Genomic DNA, 21,042 nt, shown 5'->3' on the forward strand with positions numbered 1-21,042 from the left:
GAGAAAACCAAGACATGGCTAGCGTACCTAAGCTCTATCTACTCATCGCATTCGCCCCGCTCGCCGGCGCGATCCTGGCGGGCCTGTTCGGCACCGGCTTCCTCGGCCGCTGGGTCGGGCGTTCCGGCGCGCACGTGGTCACCATCCTGGGCGTGCTGGCCTCGGCGGTCGGCTCCGGCTTCGTGCTGGCCGACGTGCTGGCGGGCCACACTTTCAACGGCACCCTTTACCAGTGGGGGGCGATCGGCGGCGTCAAGCTCGAAGTCGGCTTCATGATCGACACGCTGTCGGCCATGATGATGGTGGTGGTCACCTCGGTCTCGCTGATGGTGCACATCTACACCATCGGCTACATGAGCGACGATCCCGGCTACCAGCGCTTCTTCGCCTACATCTCGCTGTTCACCTTCTCGATGCTGATGCTGGTCATGTCCAACAACATGCTCCAGCTGTTCTTCGGCTGGGAGGCGGTGGGCCTGGTGTCGTACCTGCTGATCGGCTTCTGGTACACGCGGCCGTCGGCCATCTTCGCCAACATGAAGGCCTTCCTGGTCAACCGCGTGGGCGACTTCGGCTTCGTGCTGGGCATCGGCCTTTTGTTCGCCTTCGCCGGCTCGCTGAACTACACGGAAGTGTTCTCGCAGGCCGGGCGGCTGGCCGGGCTGACCTTCCCGGGCACCGACTGGATGCTGCTGACGGTGGCCTGCATCGCGCTGTTCGTGGGCGCAATGGGCAAGTCGGCGCAGTTCCCGCTGCACGTCTGGCTGCCCGACTCGATGGAAGGCCCGACCCCGATCTCGGCGCTGATCCACGCGGCGACCATGGTCACGGCCGGCATCTTCATGGTGGCGCGCTTCTCGCCGCTGTTCGAGCTGTCCGACACGGCGCTGTCGTTCATCATCATCATTGGCGCGATCACCGCTCTGTTCATGGGCTTCCTGGGCATCATCCAGAACGACATCAAGCGCGTGGTGGCCTACTCCACGCTGTCGCAGCTGGGCTACATGACGGTGGCGCTGGGCGCCTCGGCCTACTCGGTGGCGATCTTCCACTTGATGACGCACGCCTTCTTCAAGGCGCTGCTGTTCCTGGCGGCCGGCTCGGTCATCATCGGCATGCATCACGACCAGGACATCCGGAACATGGGCGGCCTGCGCAAGTACATGCCGATCACCTGGATCACCTCGCTGGTGGGTTCGCTGGCGCTGATCGGCACGCCGTTCTTCGCCGGCTTCTACTCGAAGGAAAACATCATCGAGGCGGCCAAGGCCTCGGAGGTGTTCGGCTCGGGCTTCGCCTACTGGTCGACGCTGATCGGCGTGTTCGTCACGGCCTTCTACTCCTTCCGCATGTACTTCCTGGTGTTCCACGGCAAGGAGCGCTTCGATACCAGCGGCCACGGCCATGCGCACGCGGAACAGCGTCACGACGACGAGGGCCACGCCCAGGCGGTGCGCGAAGGCCATGAAGACGCCGAGCACGTGGTCGACGAGCCCGCGGCGCACGGCCACCACGGCGGCGTGCCGCACGAATCGCCGGCGGTCGTCACGATCCCGCTGATCCTGCTGGCGATCCCCTCAGTGGTGATCGGCGCGCTGGCGATCGGCCCGCTGCTGTTCGGCGATTTCTTCAAGGGCGCGATCTTCTTCTCGCCCGAGCACCACGTGATGGGCGAACTGGCCGAGGAGTTCCACGGCTGGGCCGCCTACGGGCTGCACGCCTTCACCACGGCGCCGTTCTGGCTGATGGTGGCCGGCGTGGTGTCCGCCTGGTACTTCTACCTCGTCAACCCGGCCATCCCTGCGGCGATCAAGGAACGCTGCGGCGGTCTCTACCGCCTGCTCGAGAACAAGTACTACATGGACCGCATCAACGAAACGGTGTTCGCCGCCGGTGCCCGCAAGCTGGGCGGCGGGTTCTGGAGGCTGGGCGACCGCGCGCTGATCGACGGCCTGATCGTCAACGGCAGCGCCCGCCTGGTGGGCCTGTTCGCCGGCGTCGCGCGCCGCGTGCAGTCGGGCTACATCTATCACTACGCCTTCGCCATGATCGTCGGCATCATGGCCCTGGTGACGTTCTTTGTCCTGATGAACTGATGGCAAGCGACATGGCACAAACTTCTTTCCCGTGGCTCACGCTTGCGATCTGCACGCCGATCGTGTTTGGCCTGCTGGTGCTCGCCTTCGGGCGCGACGGCAACCCGGGCGCCACCCGCGTCCTGGCGCTGGTGGGCGCCATCGTGGGCTTCCTGGTCACGCTGCCGCTGTACACCGGGTTCGATCCTTCCACGGCCAGCATGCAGTTCGTCGAGCGCAGCTCGTGGATCCCGCTCATCAACAGCTACTACCACCTGGGCGTGGACGGCATCTCGCTGTGGTTCGTGCTGCTGACGGCCTTCATCACCGTCATCGTGGTGCTGGCCGGCTGGAAGGTCATCACCGAGCGCGTGGCGCAGTACATGGCGGCTTTCCTGATCCTGTCGGGGCTGATGATCGGCGTGTTCGCCGCGCTCGACGGGCTGCTGTTCTACTTCTTCTTCGAAGCCACGCTGATCCCGATGTACATCGTGATCGGCGTGTGGGGCGGCCCCAACCGCGTCTACGCGGCCTTCAAGTTCTTCCTGTACACGCTGCTGGGCTCGCTGCTCACATTGGTGGCCTTCGTCTACCTGTGGCGCTCCTCGGGCGGTTCGTTCGACATCGCCACCTGGCAGAACCTGCCGCTGGGCATGACCGAACAGATTCTGATCTTCATCGCCTTCCTGATGGCCTTCGCCGTCAAGGTGCCGATGTGGCCGGTGCATACCTGGCTGCCCGACGCCCACGTCGAGGCGCCCACCGGCGGCTCGGTGGTGCTGGCGGCCATCATGCTGAAGCTGGGCGCCTACGGCTTCCTGCGCTTCTCGCTGCCGATCGCGCCCGACGCCTCGCACAGCCTGGCCGGCCTGATGATCGCGCTGTCGCTGATCGCGGTCATCTACATCGGCCTGGTTGCGCTGGTGCAGGACGACATGAAGAAGCTGGTGGCTTATTCGTCGGTGGCCCACATGGGTTTCGTCATCCTCGGCTTCTTCATCTTCAACACGGCCGGCATGGAAGGCGCGATCGTGCAGATGGTGTCGCACGGCTTCGTGTCGGGCGCGATGTTCCTGTGCATCGGCGTGCTGTACGACCGCATGCACACGCGCCGCATCGCCGACTACGGCGGCGTGGTCAACACCATGCCGCGCTTCGCCGCCTTCTTCGTGCTGTTCTCGATGGCCAACAGCGGCCTGCCGGCCACCAGCGGTTTCGTCGGCGAGTTCTACGTGATCCTGGGCGCCGTCCAGCACAACTTCTGGATCGGCCTCTTGGCCGCCACTTCGCTGATCCTCGGCGCGGCCTATTCGCTGTGGATGGTCAAGCGGGTGGTGTTCGGCGAGATCGGCAACCAGCACGTGCGCGAACTGCTCGACCTCGACCGGCGCGAATTCCTCATCCTCGGCATCATGGCGATCGCGGTGCTGGCGATGGGAATCTACCCCGCGCCCTTCACCGATGTGATGCACGTCTCGGTCGACGCGCTGCTCAAGCACGTCGCCGCCTCGAAACTGTAAGCCGCCGGATACTCAAGCCATGGACCTCGCTTCTCTCAATCTGACCCTGGCGGCGCCGGAGATCCTGCTGCTGGCGATGACCTCGCTGATCCTGCTGATCGACGTGTTCAGCAAGGACCAGGAGCGCGCGCTGACCCACGGGCTGACGCTGCTCACGCTGCTGGCCCTGGTCGCGCTCGGCATCCGCGACCTGTCGGCCGGCGTGCGCGGCACCGCGTTCGACGCCATGTACGTGGCCGACGACATGAGCCACCTGCTGAAGATTTTCTCGTACATCTCGGTGGGGGCCACGCTGGTCTACGGCCGCGCCTATGCCCATGCGCGCGACATGCTGCGCGGCGGCGAGCTGTACGTGCTGTCGCTGTTCGCGCTGCTGGGCCAGATGGTGATGATCTCGGCCGGCAACATGCTGACCATCTTCCTCGGCCTGGAACTGCTGTCGCTGGCCTCGTACGCGCTGGTGGCGCTGCGCCGCGACCACGCCGTCTCGACCGAGGCGGCGATGAAGTACTTCGTGCTGGGTGCGCTGTCGTCGGGCTTCCTGCTGTACGGCATGTCGATGATCTACGGCGCCACCGGCACGCTGAACCTGGCAGGCATCGCGCGCGCGGTGGCCGACAACGGCCCCAGCCATATGGTTCTGGTGTTCGGCCTGGTGTTCCTGGTGGCCGGCCTGGGGTTCAAGCTGGGCGTGGTGCCGTTCCACATGTGGATTCCCGACGTCTACCAGGGCGCGCCCACCACCGTCACGCTGCTGCTGGGCGCGGCGCCCAAGCTGGCCGCGTTCGCGATGATCCTGCGGCTGCTGGTGGAAGGCATGTTCGACCTGGCCGGGCAGTGGCAGCCGATGCTGGGCATCATGGCGGTGCTGTCGCTGGCGATAGGCAACCTGGCCGCCATCGCCCAGACCAACCTGAAGCGGATGCTGGCGTATTCCACCATCTCTCACATGGGCTTCGTGCTGCTGGGCCTGATGTCGGGCTCGGTCGACGGCGGCGCCTACCATGCGCGCGACGCCTATGGCGCGGCGATGTTCTACGTGGTGGTGTACGTGTTGACCACGCTGGGTTCGTTCGGCATCGTGCTGCTGCTGTCGCGGGCCGGCTTCGAGTGCGAGAACATCGACGACCTGAAGGGCCTGAACCGCCGCAGCCCGTGGTTCGCCGCCGTGATGCTGCTGGTGATGTTCTCGCTGACCGGGATCCCGCCCACGGTGGGTTTCTACGCCAAGCTGGCGGTGCTGCAGGCGCTGCTGCAGGCAGGCCATGTGGCGCTGGCGGTGGTGGCGGTGCTGTTCTCGCTGATCGGCGCGTTCTACTACCTGCGCGTGGTCAAAACGATGTACTTCGACGAGCCGGCCGATTCGGCGGCGATCCAGCCGTCGACGGGCTTTCGGGCGCTGCTGTCGGTCAACGGCGCGCTGATGCTGATCCTCGGCATCGCGCCGGCCCCGCTGATGGCGCTGTGCGCGCAAGCCGTGGCCAACTCGCTGTCGTTCTGACCTTGAGCCGGCGTTCGGGGCAAGCAGGGTGAAACAGACGCTGGCCATCTACGTCCTGATCGCGCTGGCGGTGGTGACCGCCAACCTGCCGTTCCTGACCGAGCGCGTGTTCGGCGCGCTGCCGTTCCGCCGAGGCGGCCAGGCGGCCATCAAGCCGTTCTGGCTGCGGCTGGCCGAGGTGCTGGTGCTGTACCTGCTGGTGGGCGCCATCGGCGTCGGCTTCGAGGCCAGCCTGGGCAATGTGTTCCCCCAGGGCTGGCAGTTCTACGCGATCACGCTCACGCTGTACCTGGTGCTGGCCTATCCGGGCTTCGTGTACCGCTACCTGATGAAACGGAGCGCATGATGGATAGGCATCCCGAACTGCAAGAGCTCGACGCCAGCTCGCGCCGGCTCGAGGAGACGCGGGTGTCCACCGCCGTCGTGTTTCCCGGCAAGCTGCTGCAGGTCCACCGCGACGAAGTCAGGCTGCCCGACGGCGCGCTGGCCGTGCGCGAGTACATCCACCATCCCGGCGCGTCGATGATCGTGCCGCTGCTGCCCGACGGCAGGGTGGTGCTGGAACGCCAGTTCCGCTATCCGATGCACCGCGCCTTCATCGAATTCCCGGCCGGCAAGATCGACCCGGGCGAGGCGCCGCTGGCCACCGCGCAGCGCGAACTGCTGGAAGAAACCGGCTACCGCGCCGGCCGCTGGACGGAACTGACCACCATCCACAATGCGATCGCCTATGCCGACGAGCGCATCGTGCTGTTCCTGGCCGAAGACCTGCAGGCCGGCCGGCACAGCCTGGACGAACACGAATTCGTCGAAACCTTCGTCGCATCGCTCGACGACTTGATGACCTGGGTCGCCGCCGGCGAGGTGAGCGACGTCAAGACCATCATCGGCGCCTTCTTCGTGCAAAAACTGCTGCGCGAACGGGGCTAGAGGCGACTCTGGCCAGGGAAGACTATTCGCCCTGAATCCTTGCATCCTTGATGACCTTGCCCCAGCGCTGCTTCTCCGATTTGACGAAGGCCGTGAATTCTTCCGGCGTATTGCTGGACGGATCGGCGCCTTGTTCGATGAACAGCCGGCGCACTTCGGGATCGGCGACGATCCTGCGGATCTCCCGGTTCATCTTGGAGACGACGGTCGGTGGCGTGTGAGCGGGCAGGAATACGCCGAACCACGAGCTGACGTCGAAGTCCGGCACGCCCGCCTCGTCGAAGGTGGGCAGGGCGGGCAGGGCGGGCGCTCGCGCCTTGGTGGTCACGGCCAGCGGCCGCATTTGTCCGGACTTGATGTACGGCATCAGCGCCGCGATGCCGCTGATCATCGCCTGCACGTGGCCGCCGACCAGATCGGTGTTGGCCGGCCCGGTTCCCTTGTACGGCACGTGGATGACGTTGATGCCCGCCATGCTCTTGAACATCTCGAAGGTCACGTTGGGCGAGGTGCCGATCCCCGACGAGGCGTAGTTCAGCTTGCCAGGCTGGGCCTTGGCCAGCGCGATGAATTCGGCCAGCGACCTGGCCGGCACGGCGGGATGCACGACCAGCACCTGAGGCGACGAGACTGCCAGCGTGACGGGCTGGAAATCCTTGATCGGGTCGTAGTTCATGTGCGCATACAGCGCGGGGTTGATGGCGTGGGTGGTGATCGAACCGAGCAGCACCGTGTAGCCGTCGGGCGCGGCCTTGGCGACCATTTCGGTGCCAATGATGCCGCCGGCGCCCGGCCGGTTGTCGACCACCACTTCCTGGCCCCAGGCCTCGCTCAGCTTCTGGGCGATCATGCGGGCCACGAAATCGGTGGTGCCGCCGGGCGGGAATGGGCAGACCATGCGGATCGGCTTGTCGGGGTAGTCGGCGGCGGCCGCGTATCCCGGCAAGGCAAGGCTGGCCGCGAGCGCGGCGACGGCGTATGCGACGGTCATTCTCCAGTTCATGGGATTCTCCTTTGGTCTTTCCGTGTACCGGCGACGGGCTGCCGGCGCCTCGTGGGACGCCGGTTCATGCGGGATCCGGCTGGCGCCGGAAGAGCTCAGGCCTGGCTGCGGTCGTGAATGAACCAGGTATCGCCTTGGAACGGATACTTCTCTGCCAGCCCTTCTTTCAGGTCGGAGCCCAGCCCGGGCCGGTCGGGCACCACTGCCTTGCCGTCGCGGATGACCGGCGGATGAGTCAGCAATTGCTCGTAGGGGTAGACCGGGTCGAACTCGTGGAACACGTTGGCGGTGACATGGGGCGGTGCCGAGGCGAACAGGTGGAAATTGCCGAGCGCGTTGATGCCGCCGTCGCAGTGTGGCGAATACTTCATGTTCCACGTCTCGATCAGCGTGATGATCTTGCGCGTTTCGGTAATGCCGCCGGCCTTCGACACATTGGCCATCACGTAGTCGACGCCGCCGTGCTCGACGATGCGCTTGACCGATGAGCGTCCGTAGACGTTGCCGCCGGTGGCGATCGGCACGTTGGCCTCGCGCGACAGGCGGGCGGTTTCTTCGTTGTGGTAATGGATCGTGAAGCGGAAGGGGTCTTCCAGCCAGTAAAGGTTCAGCGACTCGAATTCGCGCGCCATGCGCGCGGCGGTGGTGTAGTCGCCGTATTCGGAATTGACGTCGACCAGCAGTTCGATCTTGTCGCCGAAAGCCTGGCGCAGTGCCTTGGCCGATTCGATGTCGCCGTGTTCGGGATGGCCCCGGCCGCCGCGCATCTTGAGCGCCTTGAAGCCGCGTTCGACGTAGCGGCGGGCTTCCGCGACCAGGTCGTCGAGCTTGTCGAGCGAGCGGTAGCCGAGCACGTGGCCGCCGGTGTATAGCGGAATTTCCTTGATGTTGGCACCGCCTAGCAGTTTGTACACGGGCTGCTCCAGAGCCTTGCCTTTGATGTCCCACAGCGCGGTGTCGACGCCCGCGATGGCGGCGATGGCGGCCGAGCCCAGCTGGACCGTCCGAATGAACATCCTGGCCCAGAGCTGTTCGGTGTCGAAGGGATCCTGGCCGATCAGCATGGGCTTCAGGGTGTGCTCGATCGTGGCGATCACCGCCCATGGGTTCTTCAGGTGGTAGGCCTCGCCGATGCCGCTCAGGCCGGAGTCGGTATGCACGCGGACGATGAGCAGGTCCCAGCCGGTGGAACTGATCTCGCCCTTGACCCAGACGTGGCCGGGCGGATGCGGGATGGTCAGTGCGATGGTTTCGATATCGACGATCTTCATGCGGCGAGTCTCCTCATATGCCGGCCCGGAGGGCGGGTCTGGCCTGGCTTGGCGCGGTCCGGGACGGCCGCGTTTTAGAAATCGCTGAAACCGTGTCGCTGCGCTAATCGTTTTCCCGCTGCCGCAGGCGGGCGACCAGCACGTCGGCCGAGCGCTCGACGTGGCGCGTCATTTCGGCCTCGGCGCGGACCGGGTCGCGGGCATAGAAGGCGTCGAGAATGCGTCGATGCTCGGCCACGCGCTCGGGGTCGTAGTCGCCGAACGATGCGACCAGGGCGCGAAAGCGGCCGATCCGCGCGCGCAAGCCGCCGAGCGTTTCCACCAGAGGCTGGTTGCCGCATTCGCGGATGATGACGTCATGGAATTCCTGGCCGGCGGCGATGGCGCCGATCGCGTCGCCGTCCCGTACGCAGCGTTCCATTTCTTCCATGCTGGCCCCCATGGCTTCCAGGTCGACGGTTCGCAGTTGCGGCGCCGCTAGCCTGGCCGCGAGGCCTTCCACCGTGGCGCGCAGCACGTAGAGCTGCTGCAGGTCGGGGATGTGCAGCGGGCGGACGGAAATCCGGCCATTAGGCAGCCGTTCCAGGAAACCTTCGTGTTCGAGGCGGGCGATGGCCTCGCGGATGGGGCTGCGGCTAACCTTGAACATCGATGCCAGTTCCGGTTCGCTCAGGCGCTGGCCTGATTTGAAGCTGCCATTGAGCAGCGCGTCGCGCAGGCGGCGATTGAGATGATCGGCAAGGGTCTGGCGCGTCGTGGGGAGATCGAGTTTACTCATCTGAATGCAGAAAACCATATCTGTCGACAGTTCTAGGAACTGTATACAGGATTGCGTGGCGCCGTCAAGCGGTGGCGCCATTGCAACGCATGGCGCCCGCAGGCCGCCCCATGCCGGCCGGGCGGTTCCGGAACGGTGCGCGGCCCGCTTAGAATGCGGGGACACTTCCTGTCGCCGTCATGTCCGCCGTCGCGTTTCATCCGTCCGTACGCCTTCCCTCCGTGGTCCCACGGCGCGTCGCATATTCCATCCGGCTGCGGAGCGCCTGAGCCATGCTGCACGTCCGCCGCCTGCCGGCGCGCATCCTGTTCCCTGTCCTGGCCGTGCTGCTGCTGGCGCTGATGCTGACCGCCGCTGCCAATGGCGCCTATCCGGTGCCGCCGTCGGCCATCGTCGCCATCCTGCTCGACCGGGCCGGCTGGCCGCACGGCGGCTTCAGCCCCGAGCAGTTCACGGTACTGTGGGCGGTGCGGCTGCCGCGCGTGGCGCTGGGCGCGCTGGTCGGCGCGCTGCTGGGCATGGCGGGGGCGACGATGCAGGCCTTGTTCCGCAATCCGCTGGCCGACCCGGGGTTGATCGGCGTGTCGAGCGGGGCTGCGCTGGCGGTGGCGCTGATGATCGTATTCGGGCATCTGTGGTGGCCCGATACCGTGCAGGCCTTCGGCCTGAGCCTGCTGCCGGCGGCCGCGTTCGCGGGCGGCATCGCCGCCACGCTGCTGGTGTACCGCGTCGCCCGCGGCCCGGGCGGCGTGTCGATGGCGGTCATGCTGCTGGCCGGCATCGGCCTGAATGCCGCGGCGCAGGCGGTAATCGGGCTGGCCAGCTACCTGGCCACCGACGAACAGCTGCGCAGCCTGACTTTCTGGAACCTGGGCAGTCTCGACGGCGCCACCTGGCAGGTGGCCGGTGCCGTGGCCGCCGGCGGGGCGGTGGCGCTGGCCGTCATGGCCGCGCTGGGCCGTTCGCTCAACGCGCTGGCGCTGGGCGAGGCCGAAGCACGCCACCTGGGCGTGCTGGTGGAGACGGTCAAACTGCTTGCCATCGTGGCCGGCGCACTGGCGGTCGGGATGTCGGTGGCGTTCTGCGGCGTGATCGGTTTCGTCGGGCTGGTGGCGCCGCACTGCATCCGGCTGCTGGCCGGCCCCGACGCGCGGGTGGTGATGCCCGGCGCCGCGCTGCTGGGCGCCGCGCTGACGGTGGTGGCCGATCTGGCGGCGCGCACGCTGTCGGTCCAGGCCGAGCTGCCGATCGGCGTGCTGACCGCGCTGGTGGGCGCCCCGGTGTTCCTGGCGCTGTTGCTGCGCGCGCGGCGCCGGCTGGAGGCGCCATGAAGCCCATCGTGCACGCATCGGGGCTGGCGGTCGCGCGCCGCCAGCCAGGCGCTGCGGCGCGCACCGTGCTGCACGGCGTGGATTGCATGGTGGAGCCGGGCGAGGTGGTGATGCTGATCGGTCCCAACGGTGCCGGCAAGTCGACCCTGCTGGCGGCCCTGGCGGGCGACCTGAAGCCGGCCGCCGGCGGCGTCTGGTTCGACGGCCGGCCGCTGGCGCGCTGGGCGCCGGCCGAGCTGGCCCGGCGCCGCGCCGTGCTGCCGCAGCATGCGGCGCTGAACCTGCCGTTCACCGCGGCCGAGGTGGTGCGGCTGGCCTGCATGGCGCGGCTGGACGGCCGGCGCGCGGTGTCGGCTGTGGTCGAGGCCGCGATGGCCGAAACCGGCGTCGACCACCTGGCGGGGCGCGCGGTGACGGCGCTGTCGGGCGGCGAGCAGGCGCGCGTGCACCTGGCGCGCGCGCTGGCGCAGATCTGGCCGGCCGAGCCGTCGGCATCCACCCGCAACCTGCTGCTGCTCGACGAGCCCTGCGCCAGCCTCGATCCGCACTTCCAGCACGCGCTGTGCGCCGCGGTGCGCGGCTTCGTGCGGCGCACCGGCGCCGGCGCGCTGATTTCGCTGCACGACATGAACCTGGCGGCGCAGTACGGTGACCGCATCGTCGCGCTGCAGGACGGCCGCGCCGTGGCCGAAGGCCTGCCGCGCGAGGTGCTGACGCGCGCTTTCGTGCGGGACTGCTTCGCGGTCGACGCCGACCTGCGCACGGTGGACGCCGCGCTGCTGGTGGCCACGCGGCCGCTGGCCGATACCGCGAGGCGTTGATGGATCGGCGCGAGGGCGATCTGGCCGGTACCGCCACCGTGCGTGCCGCCACTCTCGCCCCGGCCAGCCTGGCGCTGCCGATGGACCAGTCCCATCTGCTCGGTGCCGCGGCGGCTCATGCCGGCGGGCAGCCGGATCGCCGGCGTCAGTCGGCGCTGATGCCGGCGGTGCGGATCACGTCGGCGAATTTCCGGTATTCGCTGGCGATGAAGGCCTGGAAGTCTTGCGCGCTGCCGCCGATAGGGCTCATGCCGAGGTCGGCCAGCTTCCTGCGGATGCCAGGTTCTTCCATGACCTGCGCGAAGTCCCGGTTCAGGCGGCTCTGCAACGCCGGGTCCAGCCCGGCGGGCGCCACGACGCCCAGCCAGCCCTGGACTTCGAACCCTGGCAGGCCGGCCTCGGCCACGGTCGGCACGCCGGGCGCGGCGTCGGTGCGGGTGGCGGTGGACGCGGCAAGGAAGCGCAATTGGCCGGCGCGGACGAATCCGATGGCCGCCGGCGTCGTGTCGAACATCAGCTGCAGGCGGCCGGCCAGCAGGTCGGTATAGGCGGGCCCCGCGCCTTTGTACGGAATGTGCTGCAACCGGATGCCGGCGCGGTGCTGGAACATTTCCATGGTCAGGTGCGCCAGCGAGCCGGTGCCGCCGGTACCGTAGCTGAGCTTGCCGGGATTGCGCCTGGCGTCGTCGATGACGTCCTGCATGCTCTTGTACGGCGAATTCGCGGGCACCAGCATCATCTGCGGCACGCCGGCCAGCGCGATGACGGCGGCGAAGTCCTTGCGCGGGTCGTAGGCGGCGGCCTTCGACAGCTGGGGGGCGATCGAGGTCGGCCCGGTGGAGCCCATCAGCAGCGTGTAGCCGTCCGGGCGGGCGCGGGCCACGATCAGGCTGCCGACGGCCCCGCCGGCACCGCCGTTGTTCTCGACCACCACCGGCTTGCCCCATTTCTTGCCGAGCGCTTCGCCCAGCATGCGGGCGAGGATGTCGGCCGATTGGCCGGGCGCGAACGGGACGACGATGGTGACCGGCCGGGCGGGGTAAGACGCGGCCGGGTCCGCGGCCAGGGCGGCGGCGGGGCAGGCGAGCAGGAACGCGATCGACTGCAGGATGCTGCGGCGGATAGTCATGCTGTCTGTCTCCAGTATGTTTTGTTGTCGTTCGGAGCGGCGCGCCCTGGAGCCGTCTACTCGCGGAAGAACGGGCGGTCGCCCTGTATCGTCACGCGGTAGCCGTGGCGGCGGTTCGGATAGTAGTCCCACATGGCGTTGTGCATGGCGCAGCGGTTGTCCCAGAACGCCACCGAGTTCCTGCGCCAGCGGAAGCGGCACTGGAAGACGGGTTTTTCGCAATGGCGGAACAGCATCTCCAGCAGGGCATCGCTTTCATGGCGGTCGAGCTGGACGATGCGGGTGGTGAAGGTACGGTTCACGAACAGGGCCTGCCGGCCGGTGACGGGATGGGTGCGGACCACCGGGTGTTCGTTGCAGGGATAGGTCTTGCCGGCCTGGTTCTCGAAGTTCCGGCCGAAGGCGGCGCCGTCGTGCAGCGCCGTCAGCCCGCGCAGGAAGTCTTTCATCGGTTCCGACAGTGCGTCGTAGGCGGCGTACATGCTGGAGAACAGCGTGTCGCCGCCGCTGGGCGGCACCTGGGTCAGACGCAGGATACTGCCCATGGGCGGCTCGGCGTCGCACGATACGTCGGAATGCCATTCCTCGCCGGCGATGCGCCTGGAATTTTCGTCGGCGTAGATGGCCAGCACGCCGGGGTGGCCTTCGATGCCGTAGGCGTACGGAATGTGCTTCAACTGGCCCAGCTGCGGCCGGCCTTCGGCGTCTTCGTGCAGGATCGGCGCGCCGGGATGGATGTGCAGGCGGCCGAACCGGCTGCCGAAGGCGCGTTGCTGCTCTGGATTCATGTCCTGGTCGCGGAAGAAAATGACCAGGTTTTCCATCAGCGCGTCGTGGATGGCCTGGAAGGTGTCATCGTCCAGCGGGCGGGACAGGTCCACGCCGGATATCTCGGCGCCGATGTGGGTGGTGATCTTGTCGATCCGTATGCGGTTCGCTACGTCGATGTCGCTCATGGGAGGCACCTTGGATGGAACGGTATGGCTGTCAGAACGCCACGTTGGCGCCGCCTTTCAGCTGGAGCAGGGCGCGGGCGCGGGCCGGCGTGGCGATTTCCAGGCCGAGTTCTTCGAGGATGCGGCGGATTTTCGACACCTGTTCGGCGTTGCTTTGCGCCAGCCGGCCGGGGCCGAGCCACAGGCTGTCTTCCAGGCCGACGCGGACGTGGCCGCCCATCACGGCCGATTGCACGGCCACGAACATCTGCTGGCGGCCGGCGCCGAGCACCGACCAAACCAGCGCGTCGCCGAACAGCCGGTCGGCGGTGCGCTTCATGTGCAGCACGTCTTCGGGGTGCGGGCCGATGCCGCCGCGCAGGCCGAATACGGACTGGATCAGCAGCGGCGGCTTGATCAGGCCGCGGTCGAGGAAATGGGCCGCAGTATACAGGTGGCCGATGTCGTAGCACTCGATCTCGAAGCGCGTGCCGTTGTCGCTGCACGATTCCAGGATGTAGGCGATGTCCTTGAACGTGTTCTTGAAGATGCGTTCGTCGCTGCCGGCCAGGTAGGGCCGTTCCCAGTCGTACTTGAATTCCTTGTAGCGGTCCAGCATCTCGTACAGGCCGAAATTCATCGACCCCATGTTCAGCGACGCCACTTCGGGCTTGAGCTGCAGCGCCGGCTGCAGCCGCTCTTCCACGCTCATCGTGGGCGCGCCGCCGGTGGTGAGGTTGACCACCACGTCGCAGGCCTGACGGATCGGCGGCAGGAAGCGCCGGAACAGTTCCGGGTCCTGCGTCGGGCGGCCGTCGGCCGGGTCGCGCGCATGCAGGTGCACGATGGCCGCGCCGGCCGCGGCGGCCTCGATCGACGCGGCGGCGATCTCTTCGGGCGTGACCGGCAGGTGGGGCGACATCGACGGCGTGTGGATCGAACCGGTGACGGCGCAGGTGATGATGACTTCGCGGGATCCGGCCATGGCGTTACTCCGGCGCGCCGGCGCGGCGCAGCAGATCGGCGTCAGCCACCGACAGGTCGCTGCCCATCAGGTCTTGCGGCAGGGTGTCGGCCAGCCAGGCGATGACGGCGGCAGACCGCGCCGGCGACGCCAGTTTCTCGCGCGGGATGCGGCTGATCTCGTTGGCGCCGGCGCTGCGGATGCGGGCCTGCATGTCGGTATCGACCACGCCGGGCTGCAGACTGTATACCGACAGGCCTTCGCCGCCGTATTCGGCCAGCACGGAGCGGCTCAGCATGTAGAGTCCGGCCTTCGAGCTGCAGTAGGCCGACCAGCCATCGCGCGGCGTATGCGCGGCGCCGGTGGACACGTTGACGACGGCGCCGCGTCGCCGCAGCAGTTCGGGCAGCGCGGCGCGCAGCACGTGGTAGGGGCCCACCAGATTGCTGGCGATGGCCTGCGCCCAGGCGGCCGGGTCCGTCTGCGCCAGCCGGCCCTGGGGTTCGATCTGGCCGGCATTGTTGATGACGGCGTCGAGCCGGCCCCAGGCCTGGAGCACTTCGCTCACGCAGCGCTGCACGGCGGCGTAGTCGGCCACGTCGCAGGCGGCTACGAGGCAGGGCAGGCCCAGCGCCCGCACCGCGCCGGCCGCTTCCTGCGCGGCCTCGGGCCTGCGTACCGCGAGCACCGGCGCGATGCCGCGCCGTGCCAGCGCCAGCGCCGCGGCGGCGCCGATGCCGCGCGAGGCGCCCGTTATCAGTGCCACGCGCCCGGTGGGCTTGGGGTCGTTCATTCGGAGTCTCCGGAGAAGTCGTTGTCGATCAGGATGCCGTCGGCCGCGCTGGACAGATCGTTCCAGATGGCGCGCGCGGCGCCGGCGCCGTCGCCGCGCCGCAGGGCGCGCAGCACTTCCATGTGGTGGTGGTCGGCGGTGTCGATGCGCCCGGCGCCGGGCTTGAAGATCTGGTTCAGGTAGGGGCCGACCTGCAGCCACAGGCTTTCGATGAAGGGCAGCATGACCACGCTGCCGGCGGCTTCGTAGAGCCGGAAGTGGAAGCGGCGGTTGGCCGCCAGGTAGCCGGCCTTGTCGCCGGCGTCGGCCGCCAGGCACATGTCTTCGTGGTCGCGGCCCATGGCTTCGATGGTTTCCGGCGCGATCCGCTGCGCCGCCCGTTCGGTGATCATCGTCTCCAGGCTGAGCCGGACCTGCAGGATTTCCTGGAAACGCGCGCGCGACATGCGCGGCAGCATGACCGAGCGGTTCGGCAGCAGCTGCAGCGCGCGTTCGGCCACCAGCCGCTTGAGCGCGTCGCGCACCGGCATCGGGCTGGTGCCGAAGGCCTGCGCCAGCCCGCGCAGTGTGAACGACTGGCCGGGGCGCAGGCGGCCTTCCATCAGTGCCTTGCGGATGCCTTCGTAGGCGGCGTCTTCGAGATTGCCGGCGCGCTCAGGCAGCAGCGCTTCGAATGCGTGGGTGGCGTCGTCGACGGCAAGGGACGTATCGTGCATGGTTGGCCAGTGAGTTGTTATAAAAATATAGGCTTGGTACAGAAATACGTCAATGATTGTTATATCAGATGCCTAATATCAAGGGGAATTAATGGATATGAAATAACAAAGCCCGGCATCGGAAACCGAAGCCGGGCGTCTTCCCACCCGCCGCAGCGGGGGTGTGGGGAGTCAGCGCAGGGCAGCCTTGAACTGCAGCCGGAACTTGTGCAGCAGCGGCTCGGTATAGCCATTGGGCTGCGCCAGCCCTTCGAAGATCAGCGCGCTGGCGGCGCGGAAGGCGAACGAACCTTCGTAGTTGCCGGCCATCGGCAGGTAGTGCGGATCGCCCGCGTTCTGCGCGTCCACCACCTTGGCCATGCGCCGCAGCACCTCTTCCACCTGTTCGCGCGTGGCGATGCCGTGGCGCAGCCAGTTGGCGATGTGCTGGCTGGAGATGCGCAACGTGGCGCGGTCTTCCATCAGGCCCACGTTGTGGATGTCGGGCACTTTGGAGCAGCCCACGCCCTGGTCGATCCAGCGCACCACGTAGCCGAGGATGCCCTGGGCGTTGTTCTCCAGCTCCTGGCGGATGGCATCGGGCGTCCAGCCGGCCGGGTCGCCCACCGGCACGGTCAGCAGCCCGGCCAGCAGTTCGTCGCGCACCGCCTCGTACGAGGTGCGTTCGAGCTCCTGCTGGACCGCGGCCACGTCCACCTGGTGATAGTGCAGCGCGTGCAGCGTGGCGGCGGTGGGCGAGGGCACCCAGGCGGTGTTGGCGCCGGCCTTGGGATGCCCGATCTTCTGCTCCAGCATGGCCGCCATCAGGTCGGGCATGGCCCACATGCCCTTGCCGATCTGGGCGCGGCCGCGCAGGCCGCAGGCCAGCCCCACCAGCACGTTGCTGCGCTCATAGGCGGCGATCCAGGCGGAGTTCTTCATGTCGCCCTTGCGCAGCATCGGGCCTGCTTCCATCGAGGTGTGCATCTCGTCGCCGGTGCGGTCCAGGAAGCCGGTGTTGATGAAGGCCACGCGCTCGCGCGCCGCGGCGATGCAGGCCGCCAGGTTGACGCTGGTGCGGCGTTCCTCGTCCATGATGCCCATCTTGACCGTGTGGCGCGGCAGGCCCAGCAGGTCTTCGACGCGGTCGAACAGTTCGTTGGCGAAAGCCACTTCGGCCGGGCCGTGCATCTTCGGCTTGACGATGTAGAACGAGCCCTGGCGCGAGTTGCGGCGGCTCGCCAGGTCGGGGATGGCGCCCAGGCAGGTCACCACCGCGTCGAGGATGCCTTCGGGGATCTCGTTGCCATCGCGGTCGAGCACGGCCGGGTTGGTCATCAGATGGCCGACGTTGCGCACGAACATCAGCGAGCGGCCGGGCAGGGTGACCGTGGACCCGTCGGCGCCGGTGTACTGGCGGTCGGGGTTCATGCGACGGGCGAAGGTCTTGCCATTCTTGGTGACCTGTTCGCTCAGGTCGCCCTTGATCAGGCCCAGCCAGTTGCGATAGACCAGCACCTTGTCTTCGGTGTCGACCGCGGCCACGGAATCTTCGCAATCCATGATGGTGGTGATCGCCGCTTCCATCAGCACGTCTTTCACGCCGGCGGCGTCGGTCGCGCCGATCGGGTGGCTGCGGTCGACCTGGATCTCGAAATGCAGGCCGTGGTTCTTCAGCAGCACGGCCGTGGGCGCCTGGGCCTGGCCCTGGTGGCCGACGAACTGTTCCGGCCGCGCCAGCGCGCGGCGCCGCGTGCCGGCCAGCACCACCAGCCGGCCGTTTTCCACCAGGTAGCCGGTGGCCTCGGCGTGCGAGCCCTCGGCCAGCGGCGCTGCCTGGTCGAGGAAGGCGCGGGCGCGGGCGATCACGGCCCGGCCGCGGACCGGGTTGTAGTCGGCGCGGCGCTCGGCGCCGCCGGCGTCGGGGATGGCATCGGTGCCGTACAGGGCGTCGTACAGGCTGCCCCAGCGGGCGTTGGCGGCGTTCAGCGCGTAGCGCAGGTTGGAAACCGGCACCACCAGCTGCGGGCCGGCCTGTTCCGCGATCTCGGTATCTACATTGCGGGTGGCGGCCTGTACGCCGGCCGGCGCCGGCAGCAGGTAACCGATGCCTTCCAAGAAGGCGCGGTAGGCCGCCTGGTCGGCGATCGGGCCGGGATGGGCCCGGTGCCAGGCGTCGATCTCGGCCTGCAGGCGGTCGCGCTCGGCCAGCAGGGCGCGGTTTTTCGGCGCCAGGTCGTGCACCAGCGCGGCGAAACCTTCCCAGAATTTGCCGGCGTCCACGCCCGAGCCGGGCAAGGCCTCGTCTTCGATGAAACGGTACAGCGCGGGCGCCACCTGCAGGCCGTGGCGGTCGATGCGGTCAGTCATGCGTCTTCTCCTGGTGCCGCCGGCGCGCGGCGCGGCGGCTGGACGATAGGGGCGCAGGCAAGCCGCTGCGCCGTCCGTCGATGATAGACGCTGCCGCCTCCGCCGGGTGTCCCGCAGTACCGGCGCCGCAGTCAATACTCTTTTACGTCACGGTAAAAGGGTCACCTATCCAGGGCACCGCGGATCCGGCTCCGCATGCCCCCGCGCTGTCGACCCAGGGCACAGCGGATCCGGCTCCGCATGCCCCGCGCTGTCGACCCAGGGCACAGCGGATCCGGCTCCGCCGGTCCGCCAGTGCCGCCCCCTGGGGGGCGCGCGAAGCGCGTAGGGGGGGGTCTACATCTCCGCGTAAACCGGGCCTTCGCCGCCTTGCGGCACCACCCACACGATGTTCTGCGTCGGATCCTTGATGTCACAGGTCTTGCAGTGCACGCAGTTCTGCGCGTTGATCTGCAGCCGGTCGCCGCCGTCTTCCGTCTTGACGAATTCGTACACCCCGGCCGGGCAGTAGCGGCTTTCAGGGCCGGCGTAGCGCGCCAGGTTGATGTCCACCGGCACCGAAGGATCCTTCAGCGTCAGGTGCACCGGTTCGTTTTCGTCGTGGTTGGTGTTGGAGATGAACACCGAGCCCAGGCGGTCGAAGGTGAGCTTGCCGTCGGGGCGGGGGTATTCGATGCGCGGGCATTCGTCGGCCGGCCGCAGGTAGAGGTGGTCGGCCTTGGCGCGGTGCAGGGTCCACGGCATCTTGCCGCGGAACAGCGTCTGCTCGACGAAGGTCATGATCGAGGCCATCGTGCGGCCCTTCTTGAACCACTGCTTGAAATTGCGCGACTTGCCGAGCTCTTCGCGCAGCCACGACGATTCGAACGCGGCCGGGTAGGCGGCCAGTTCGTCGTGCGAGCGGTCTTGCGCCACCGCCTGGAAGGCGGCTTCGGCCGCCAGCATGCCGGATTTGATCGCGGCGTGGCTGCCCTTGATGCGCGAGGCGTTCAGGAAACCTGCCTCGCAGCCGACCAGCGCGCCGCCCGGGAACACCAGCTTGGGCAGCGACAGCAGGCCGCCGGCGGTGAGCGAGCGGGCGCCGTAGGCCAGGCGCTTGCCGCCCTCGAAAAAGGTACGGATGGAGGGATGGGTCTTGAAGCGCTGGAATTCCTCGAACGGCGACAGCCAGGGGTTGGCGTAGTCGAGCCCGACCACCAGCCCGACCGCGACCTTGTTGTCTTCCAGGTGGTACAGGAAGGAGCCGCCGTAGGTATCGGCGTCGAGCGGCCAGCCGGCGGTGTGCATGACTAGGCCGGGCTTGTGGCGGGCGGGATCGATCTCCCACAGTTCCTTGACGCCGATCGCGTAGCTTTGCGGGTCGCGGCCCTCGGCCAGGCGGAAGCGCTCCATCAGCTGGCGGCCCAGGTGGCCGCGCGAGCCTTCGGCGAAGATGGTGTAGCGCGCGTGCAGTTCCATGCCGGACTGGAACTGTTCGGTGGGCTGGCCGTCGCGGCCCACGCCCATGTCGCCGGTGGCCACGCCTTTCACGGCGCCGGCCTCGTCGTACAGGATCTCGGCGGCGGCGAAGCCGGGGAAGATTTCCACGCCCAGTTCCTCGGCCTGCGCGCCCAGCCAGCGGGTGACCTTGCCCAGGCTGACCACGTAGTTGCCTTCGTTGTGGAAGCTGGGCGGCAGGGCCCAGGCCGGGGTGGCGGTGGCGCCGGTGGACGACAGGAACAGGAAGCGGTCTTCGGTGACGGGGGTGTCGAGCGGGGCGCCGCGTTCTTTCCAGTCGGGGATCAGCTCGGTCAGGGCGCGCGGGTCCATCACGGCGCCCGACAGGATGTGCGCGCCCACCTCGGCGCCCTTTTCGAGTACGCAGACGCCGATTTCCCGGCCTTGCTCGGCCGCGAGCTGTTTCAGGCGGATGGCGGTGGCCAGGCCCGCCGGCCCCGCCCCGACGATGACCACGTCGTATTCCATCGACTCGCGTTCGATGCCTTGCATCTGGGAAATCCTCCTGGGTTTGCGCGAGAGGGTGCCGCGGTGCGCGCGGCCCGTGCGCTGCTTGGGTGGTTAATAGAGTTGGAATATGATTCGGGATTGTATTTCACTTGCTCCGTCGAACTTCGCGCGACCCCGCGTCAGCCTATCAGGGGCACAGCGGATCCGGCTTCGCCGGTCCGCCAGTGCCGCCCCTGGGGGCGCGCGTAAGCGCGTAGGGGGGGCTTAGGATTCTGAGATGAACAAGGTCTACGCCAGCGCCCGCGAGGCGCTCGCAGACATCGTCCGCGATGGGCAGACCATCGCCGTGGGGGGCTTCGGCCTGTGCGGGATTCCCGAGGCCCTGATCCTCGCGCTGCGCGACAGCGGCGTGAAGAATCTCACCTGCGTCAGCAACAACGCCGGCATCGACGATGCCGGCCTGGGCCTGCTGCTGGCCACGCGCCAGATCCGCAAGATGATCTCGTCGTACGTGGGCGAAAACAAGGAGTTCGAACGCCAGTACCTGGCCGGCGAGCTGGAAGTCGAATTCACCCCGCAGGGCACGCTGGCCGAAAAGCTGCGCGCCGGCGGCGCCGGCATCCCGGCCTTCTACACGCCCACCGGCGTGGGCACGCTGATCGCCGAAGGCAAGGAGATCCGCGAGTTCGACGGCAAGAAATACGTGATGGAGCGCAGCATCGTGGCCGACGTGGCGCTGGTCAAGGCGCAGGTGGCCGACCGCGCGGGCAACCTCATCTTCAACAAGACGGCCCGCAATTTCAATCCCAATGCGGCGATGGCCGGCAAGGTCGCGGTGGCCGAGGTGGAAAACCTGGTCGAGACGGGCGAACTGAACCCCGACCAGGTCCACCTGCCCGGCATCTACGTGCACCGCATCGTCGTCAACGCGACGCCCGAAAAACGCATCGAGCAGCGCACCACGCGCCCCGCTTGACCG

The 21,042-nt window shown here is 67.8% G+C and carries 18 protein-coding genes; 8 read left to right on the forward strand and 10 right to left on the reverse strand.

Going from position 1 to position 21,042, the window contains the following annotated elements:
* The first annotated feature begins 14 nt into the window (after positions 1 to 14).
* From nuoL to ABD927_RS09690, 5 genes are read left to right on the forward strand one after another with little or no spacing between them, the layout of a single operon-like run.
* Positions 15 to 2,096: an NADH-quinone oxidoreductase subunit L gene (gene nuoL, locus ABD927_RS09670; protein ID WP_345248735.1), complete on the forward strand. Its 2,082-nt coding sequence runs from the start codon at positions 15 to 17 to the stop codon at positions 2,094 to 2,096.
* Positions 2,093 to 3,595 (forward strand): NADH-quinone oxidoreductase subunit M, encoded by a 1,503-nt coding sequence (locus ABD927_RS09675; protein ID WP_345248794.1) that lies wholly within the window; start codon positions 2,093 to 2,095, stop codon positions 3,593 to 3,595. The genes nuoL and ABD927_RS09675 overlap by 4 nt, the downstream gene beginning before the upstream one ends.
* Before the next feature lie 19 nt (positions 3,596 to 3,614).
* Positions 3,615 to 5,096, forward strand: coding sequence for an NADH-quinone oxidoreductase subunit NuoN (gene nuoN / locus ABD927_RS09680; RefSeq protein WP_345248737.1), 1,482 nt, complete (start codon positions 3,615 to 3,617; stop codon positions 5,094 to 5,096).
* A gap of 28 nt (positions 5,097 to 5,124) precedes the next feature.
* Positions 5,125 to 5,442 (forward strand): DUF2818 family protein, encoded by a 318-nt coding sequence (locus ABD927_RS09685; protein WP_345248739.1) that lies wholly within the window; start codon positions 5,125 to 5,127, stop codon positions 5,440 to 5,442.
* Positions 5,439 to 6,026, forward strand: a complete 588-nt coding sequence (locus tag ABD927_RS09690; RefSeq protein ID WP_345248741.1) for an NUDIX domain-containing protein — start codon at positions 5,439 to 5,441, stop codon at positions 6,024 to 6,026. Before ABD927_RS09685 ends, ABD927_RS09690 begins: the two co-directional genes overlap by 4 nt.
* 22 nt (positions 6,027 to 6,048) lie before the next feature.
* Here ABD927_RS09690 and ABD927_RS09695 read toward each other — a convergent pair whose 3' ends face one another.
* From ABD927_RS09695 to ABD927_RS09705, 3 genes are all read right to left on the reverse strand, one after another.
* Entirely contained in the window at positions 6,049 to 7,029 is a 981-nt protein-coding gene (locus tag ABD927_RS09695) for a tripartite tricarboxylate transporter substrate binding protein (protein ID WP_345248743.1), read from the reverse strand.
* A 95-nt stretch (positions 7,030 to 7,124) separates the two neighbouring features.
* On the reverse strand, positions 7,125 to 8,300 hold the full coding sequence (locus tag ABD927_RS09700) for a mandelate racemase/muconate lactonizing enzyme family protein (protein WP_345248745.1): 1,176 nt from the start codon (positions 8,298 to 8,300) through the stop codon (positions 7,125 to 7,127).
* A 103-nt stretch (positions 8,301 to 8,403) separates the two neighbouring features.
* A complete protein-coding gene (locus ABD927_RS09705; protein WP_345248746.1) occupies positions 8,404 to 9,078 on the reverse strand; it encodes a GntR family transcriptional regulator in 675 nt (224 codons plus the stop codon).
* A gap of 272 nt (positions 9,079 to 9,350) precedes the next feature.
* Between ABD927_RS09705 and ABD927_RS09710 the strand changes: the two genes are divergently transcribed.
* A complete protein-coding gene (locus tag ABD927_RS09710; protein WP_345248748.1) occupies positions 9,351 to 10,409 on the forward strand; it encodes a FecCD family ABC transporter permease in 1,059 nt (352 codons plus the stop codon).
* The gene (locus tag ABD927_RS09715; RefSeq protein ID WP_345248750.1) at positions 10,406 to 11,230 is read left to right on the forward strand and encodes a heme ABC transporter ATP-binding protein; all 825 of its coding nucleotides are present in this window, start codon (positions 10,406 to 10,408) and stop codon (positions 11,228 to 11,230) included. Before ABD927_RS09710 ends, ABD927_RS09715 begins: the two co-directional genes overlap by 4 nt.
* Before the next feature lie 145 nt (positions 11,231 to 11,375).
* Here the strand turns inward: ABD927_RS09715 and ABD927_RS09720 are convergent, their stop codons facing one another.
* The 7 genes from ABD927_RS09720 to ABD927_RS09750 all read right to left on the reverse strand — a co-directional run bounded on the left by ABD927_RS09720 (position 11,376) and on the right by ABD927_RS09750 (position 20,081).
* On the reverse strand, positions 11,376 to 12,359 hold the full coding sequence (locus ABD927_RS09720; protein ID WP_345248752.1) for a Bug family tripartite tricarboxylate transporter substrate binding protein: 984 nt from the start codon (positions 12,357 to 12,359) through the stop codon (positions 11,376 to 11,378).
* Between the two features lie 56 nt (positions 12,360 to 12,415).
* Positions 12,416 to 13,315, reverse strand: a complete 900-nt coding sequence (locus tag ABD927_RS09725; RefSeq protein WP_345248754.1) for a TauD/TfdA dioxygenase family protein — start codon at positions 13,313 to 13,315, stop codon at positions 12,416 to 12,418.
* Between the two features lie 31 nt (positions 13,316 to 13,346).
* Positions 13,347 to 14,279, reverse strand: coding sequence for a 3,5-dioxohexanoate:acetyl-CoA acetone transferase (gene kce, locus ABD927_RS09730; RefSeq protein ID WP_345248757.1), 933 nt, complete (start codon positions 14,277 to 14,279; stop codon positions 13,347 to 13,349).
* A gap of 4 nt (positions 14,280 to 14,283) precedes the next feature.
* On the reverse strand, positions 14,284 to 15,051 hold the full coding sequence (locus tag ABD927_RS09735) for an SDR family NAD(P)-dependent oxidoreductase (protein WP_345248759.1): 768 nt from the start codon (positions 15,049 to 15,051) through the stop codon (positions 14,284 to 14,286).
* Positions 15,048 to 15,767: a GntR family transcriptional regulator gene (locus ABD927_RS09740; protein ID WP_345248761.1), complete on the reverse strand. Its 720-nt coding sequence runs from the start codon at positions 15,765 to 15,767 to the stop codon at positions 15,048 to 15,050. The genes ABD927_RS09735 and ABD927_RS09740 overlap by 4 nt, the downstream gene beginning before the upstream one ends.
* Positions 15,768 to 15,938: 171 nt before the next feature.
* Entirely contained in the window at positions 15,939 to 18,116 is a 2,178-nt protein-coding gene (locus ABD927_RS09745) for a malate synthase G (RefSeq protein WP_345248763.1), read from the reverse strand.
* Between the two features lie 336 nt (positions 18,117 to 18,452).
* The gene (locus tag ABD927_RS09750; protein WP_345248796.1) at positions 18,453 to 20,081 is read right to left on the reverse strand and encodes an electron transfer flavoprotein-ubiquinone oxidoreductase; all 1,629 of its coding nucleotides are present in this window, start codon (positions 20,079 to 20,081) and stop codon (positions 18,453 to 18,455) included.
* Positions 20,082 to 20,340: 259 nt separating this feature from the next.
* Between ABD927_RS09750 and ABD927_RS09755 the strand changes: the two genes are divergently transcribed.
* Complete coding sequence (locus ABD927_RS09755; RefSeq protein ID WP_345248765.1) at positions 20,341 to 21,039, forward strand: CoA transferase subunit A; 699 nt, start codon at positions 20,341 to 20,343, stop codon at positions 21,037 to 21,039.
* Positions 21,040 to 21,042: the final 3 nt, after the last annotated feature.

It is taken from the genome of Pigmentiphaga soli (assembly GCF_039541095.1).
Taxonomy (GTDB): Bacteria; Pseudomonadota; Gammaproteobacteria; order Burkholderiales; family Burkholderiaceae_B; genus Pigmentiphaga; species Pigmentiphaga soli.

Coding starts and splice junctions, on each gene's coding strand:
- ABD927_RS09750 (WP_345248796.1), bottom strand. CDS start 20,081: ATGGAATACGACGTGGTCATCGTCGGGGCGGGGCCGGCGGGCCTGGCC.
- ABD927_RS09720 (WP_345248752.1), bottom strand. CDS start 12,359: ATGACTATCCGCCGCAGCATCCTGCAGTCGATCGCGTTCCTGCTCGCC.
- ABD927_RS09735 (WP_345248759.1), bottom strand. CDS start 15,051: ATGAACGACCCCAAGCCCACCGGGCGCGTGGCACTGATAACGGGCGCC.
- ABD927_RS09700 (WP_345248745.1), bottom strand. CDS start 8,300: ATGAAGATCGTCGATATCGAAACCATCGCACTGACCATCCCGCATCCG.
- ABD927_RS09695 (WP_345248743.1), bottom strand. CDS start 7,029: ATGAACTGGAGAATGACCGTCGCATACGCCGTCGCCGCGCTCGCGGCC.
- nuoN (WP_345248737.1), top strand. CDS start 3,615: ATGGACCTCGCTTCTCTCAATCTGACCCTGGCGGCGCCGGAGATCCTG.
- kce (WP_345248757.1), bottom strand. CDS start 14,279: ATGGCCGGATCCCGCGAAGTCATCATCACCTGCGCCGTCACCGGTTCG.
- ABD927_RS09745 (WP_345248763.1), bottom strand. CDS start 18,116: ATGACTGACCGCATCGACCGCCACGGCCTGCAGGTGGCGCCCGCGCTG.
- ABD927_RS09710 (WP_345248748.1), top strand. CDS start 9,351: ATGCTGCACGTCCGCCGCCTGCCGGCGCGCATCCTGTTCCCTGTCCTG.
- ABD927_RS09740 (WP_345248761.1), bottom strand. CDS start 15,767: ATGCACGATACGTCCCTTGCCGTCGACGACGCCACCCACGCATTCGAA.
- ABD927_RS09755 (WP_345248765.1), top strand. CDS start 20,341: ATGAACAAGGTCTACGCCAGCGCCCGCGAGGCGCTCGCAGACATCGTC.
- nuoL (WP_345248735.1), top strand. CDS start 15: ATGGCTAGCGTACCTAAGCTCTATCTACTCATCGCATTCGCCCCGCTC.
- ABD927_RS09725 (WP_345248754.1), bottom strand. CDS start 13,315: ATGAGCGACATCGACGTAGCGAACCGCATACGGATCGACAAGATCACC.
- ABD927_RS09690 (WP_345248741.1), top strand. CDS start 5,439: ATGATGGATAGGCATCCCGAACTGCAAGAGCTCGACGCCAGCTCGCGC.
- ABD927_RS09705 (WP_345248746.1), bottom strand. CDS start 9,078: ATGAGTAAACTCGATCTCCCCACGACGCGCCAGACCCTTGCCGATCAT.
- ABD927_RS09715 (WP_345248750.1), top strand. CDS start 10,406: ATGAAGCCCATCGTGCACGCATCGGGGCTGGCGGTCGCGCGCCGCCAG.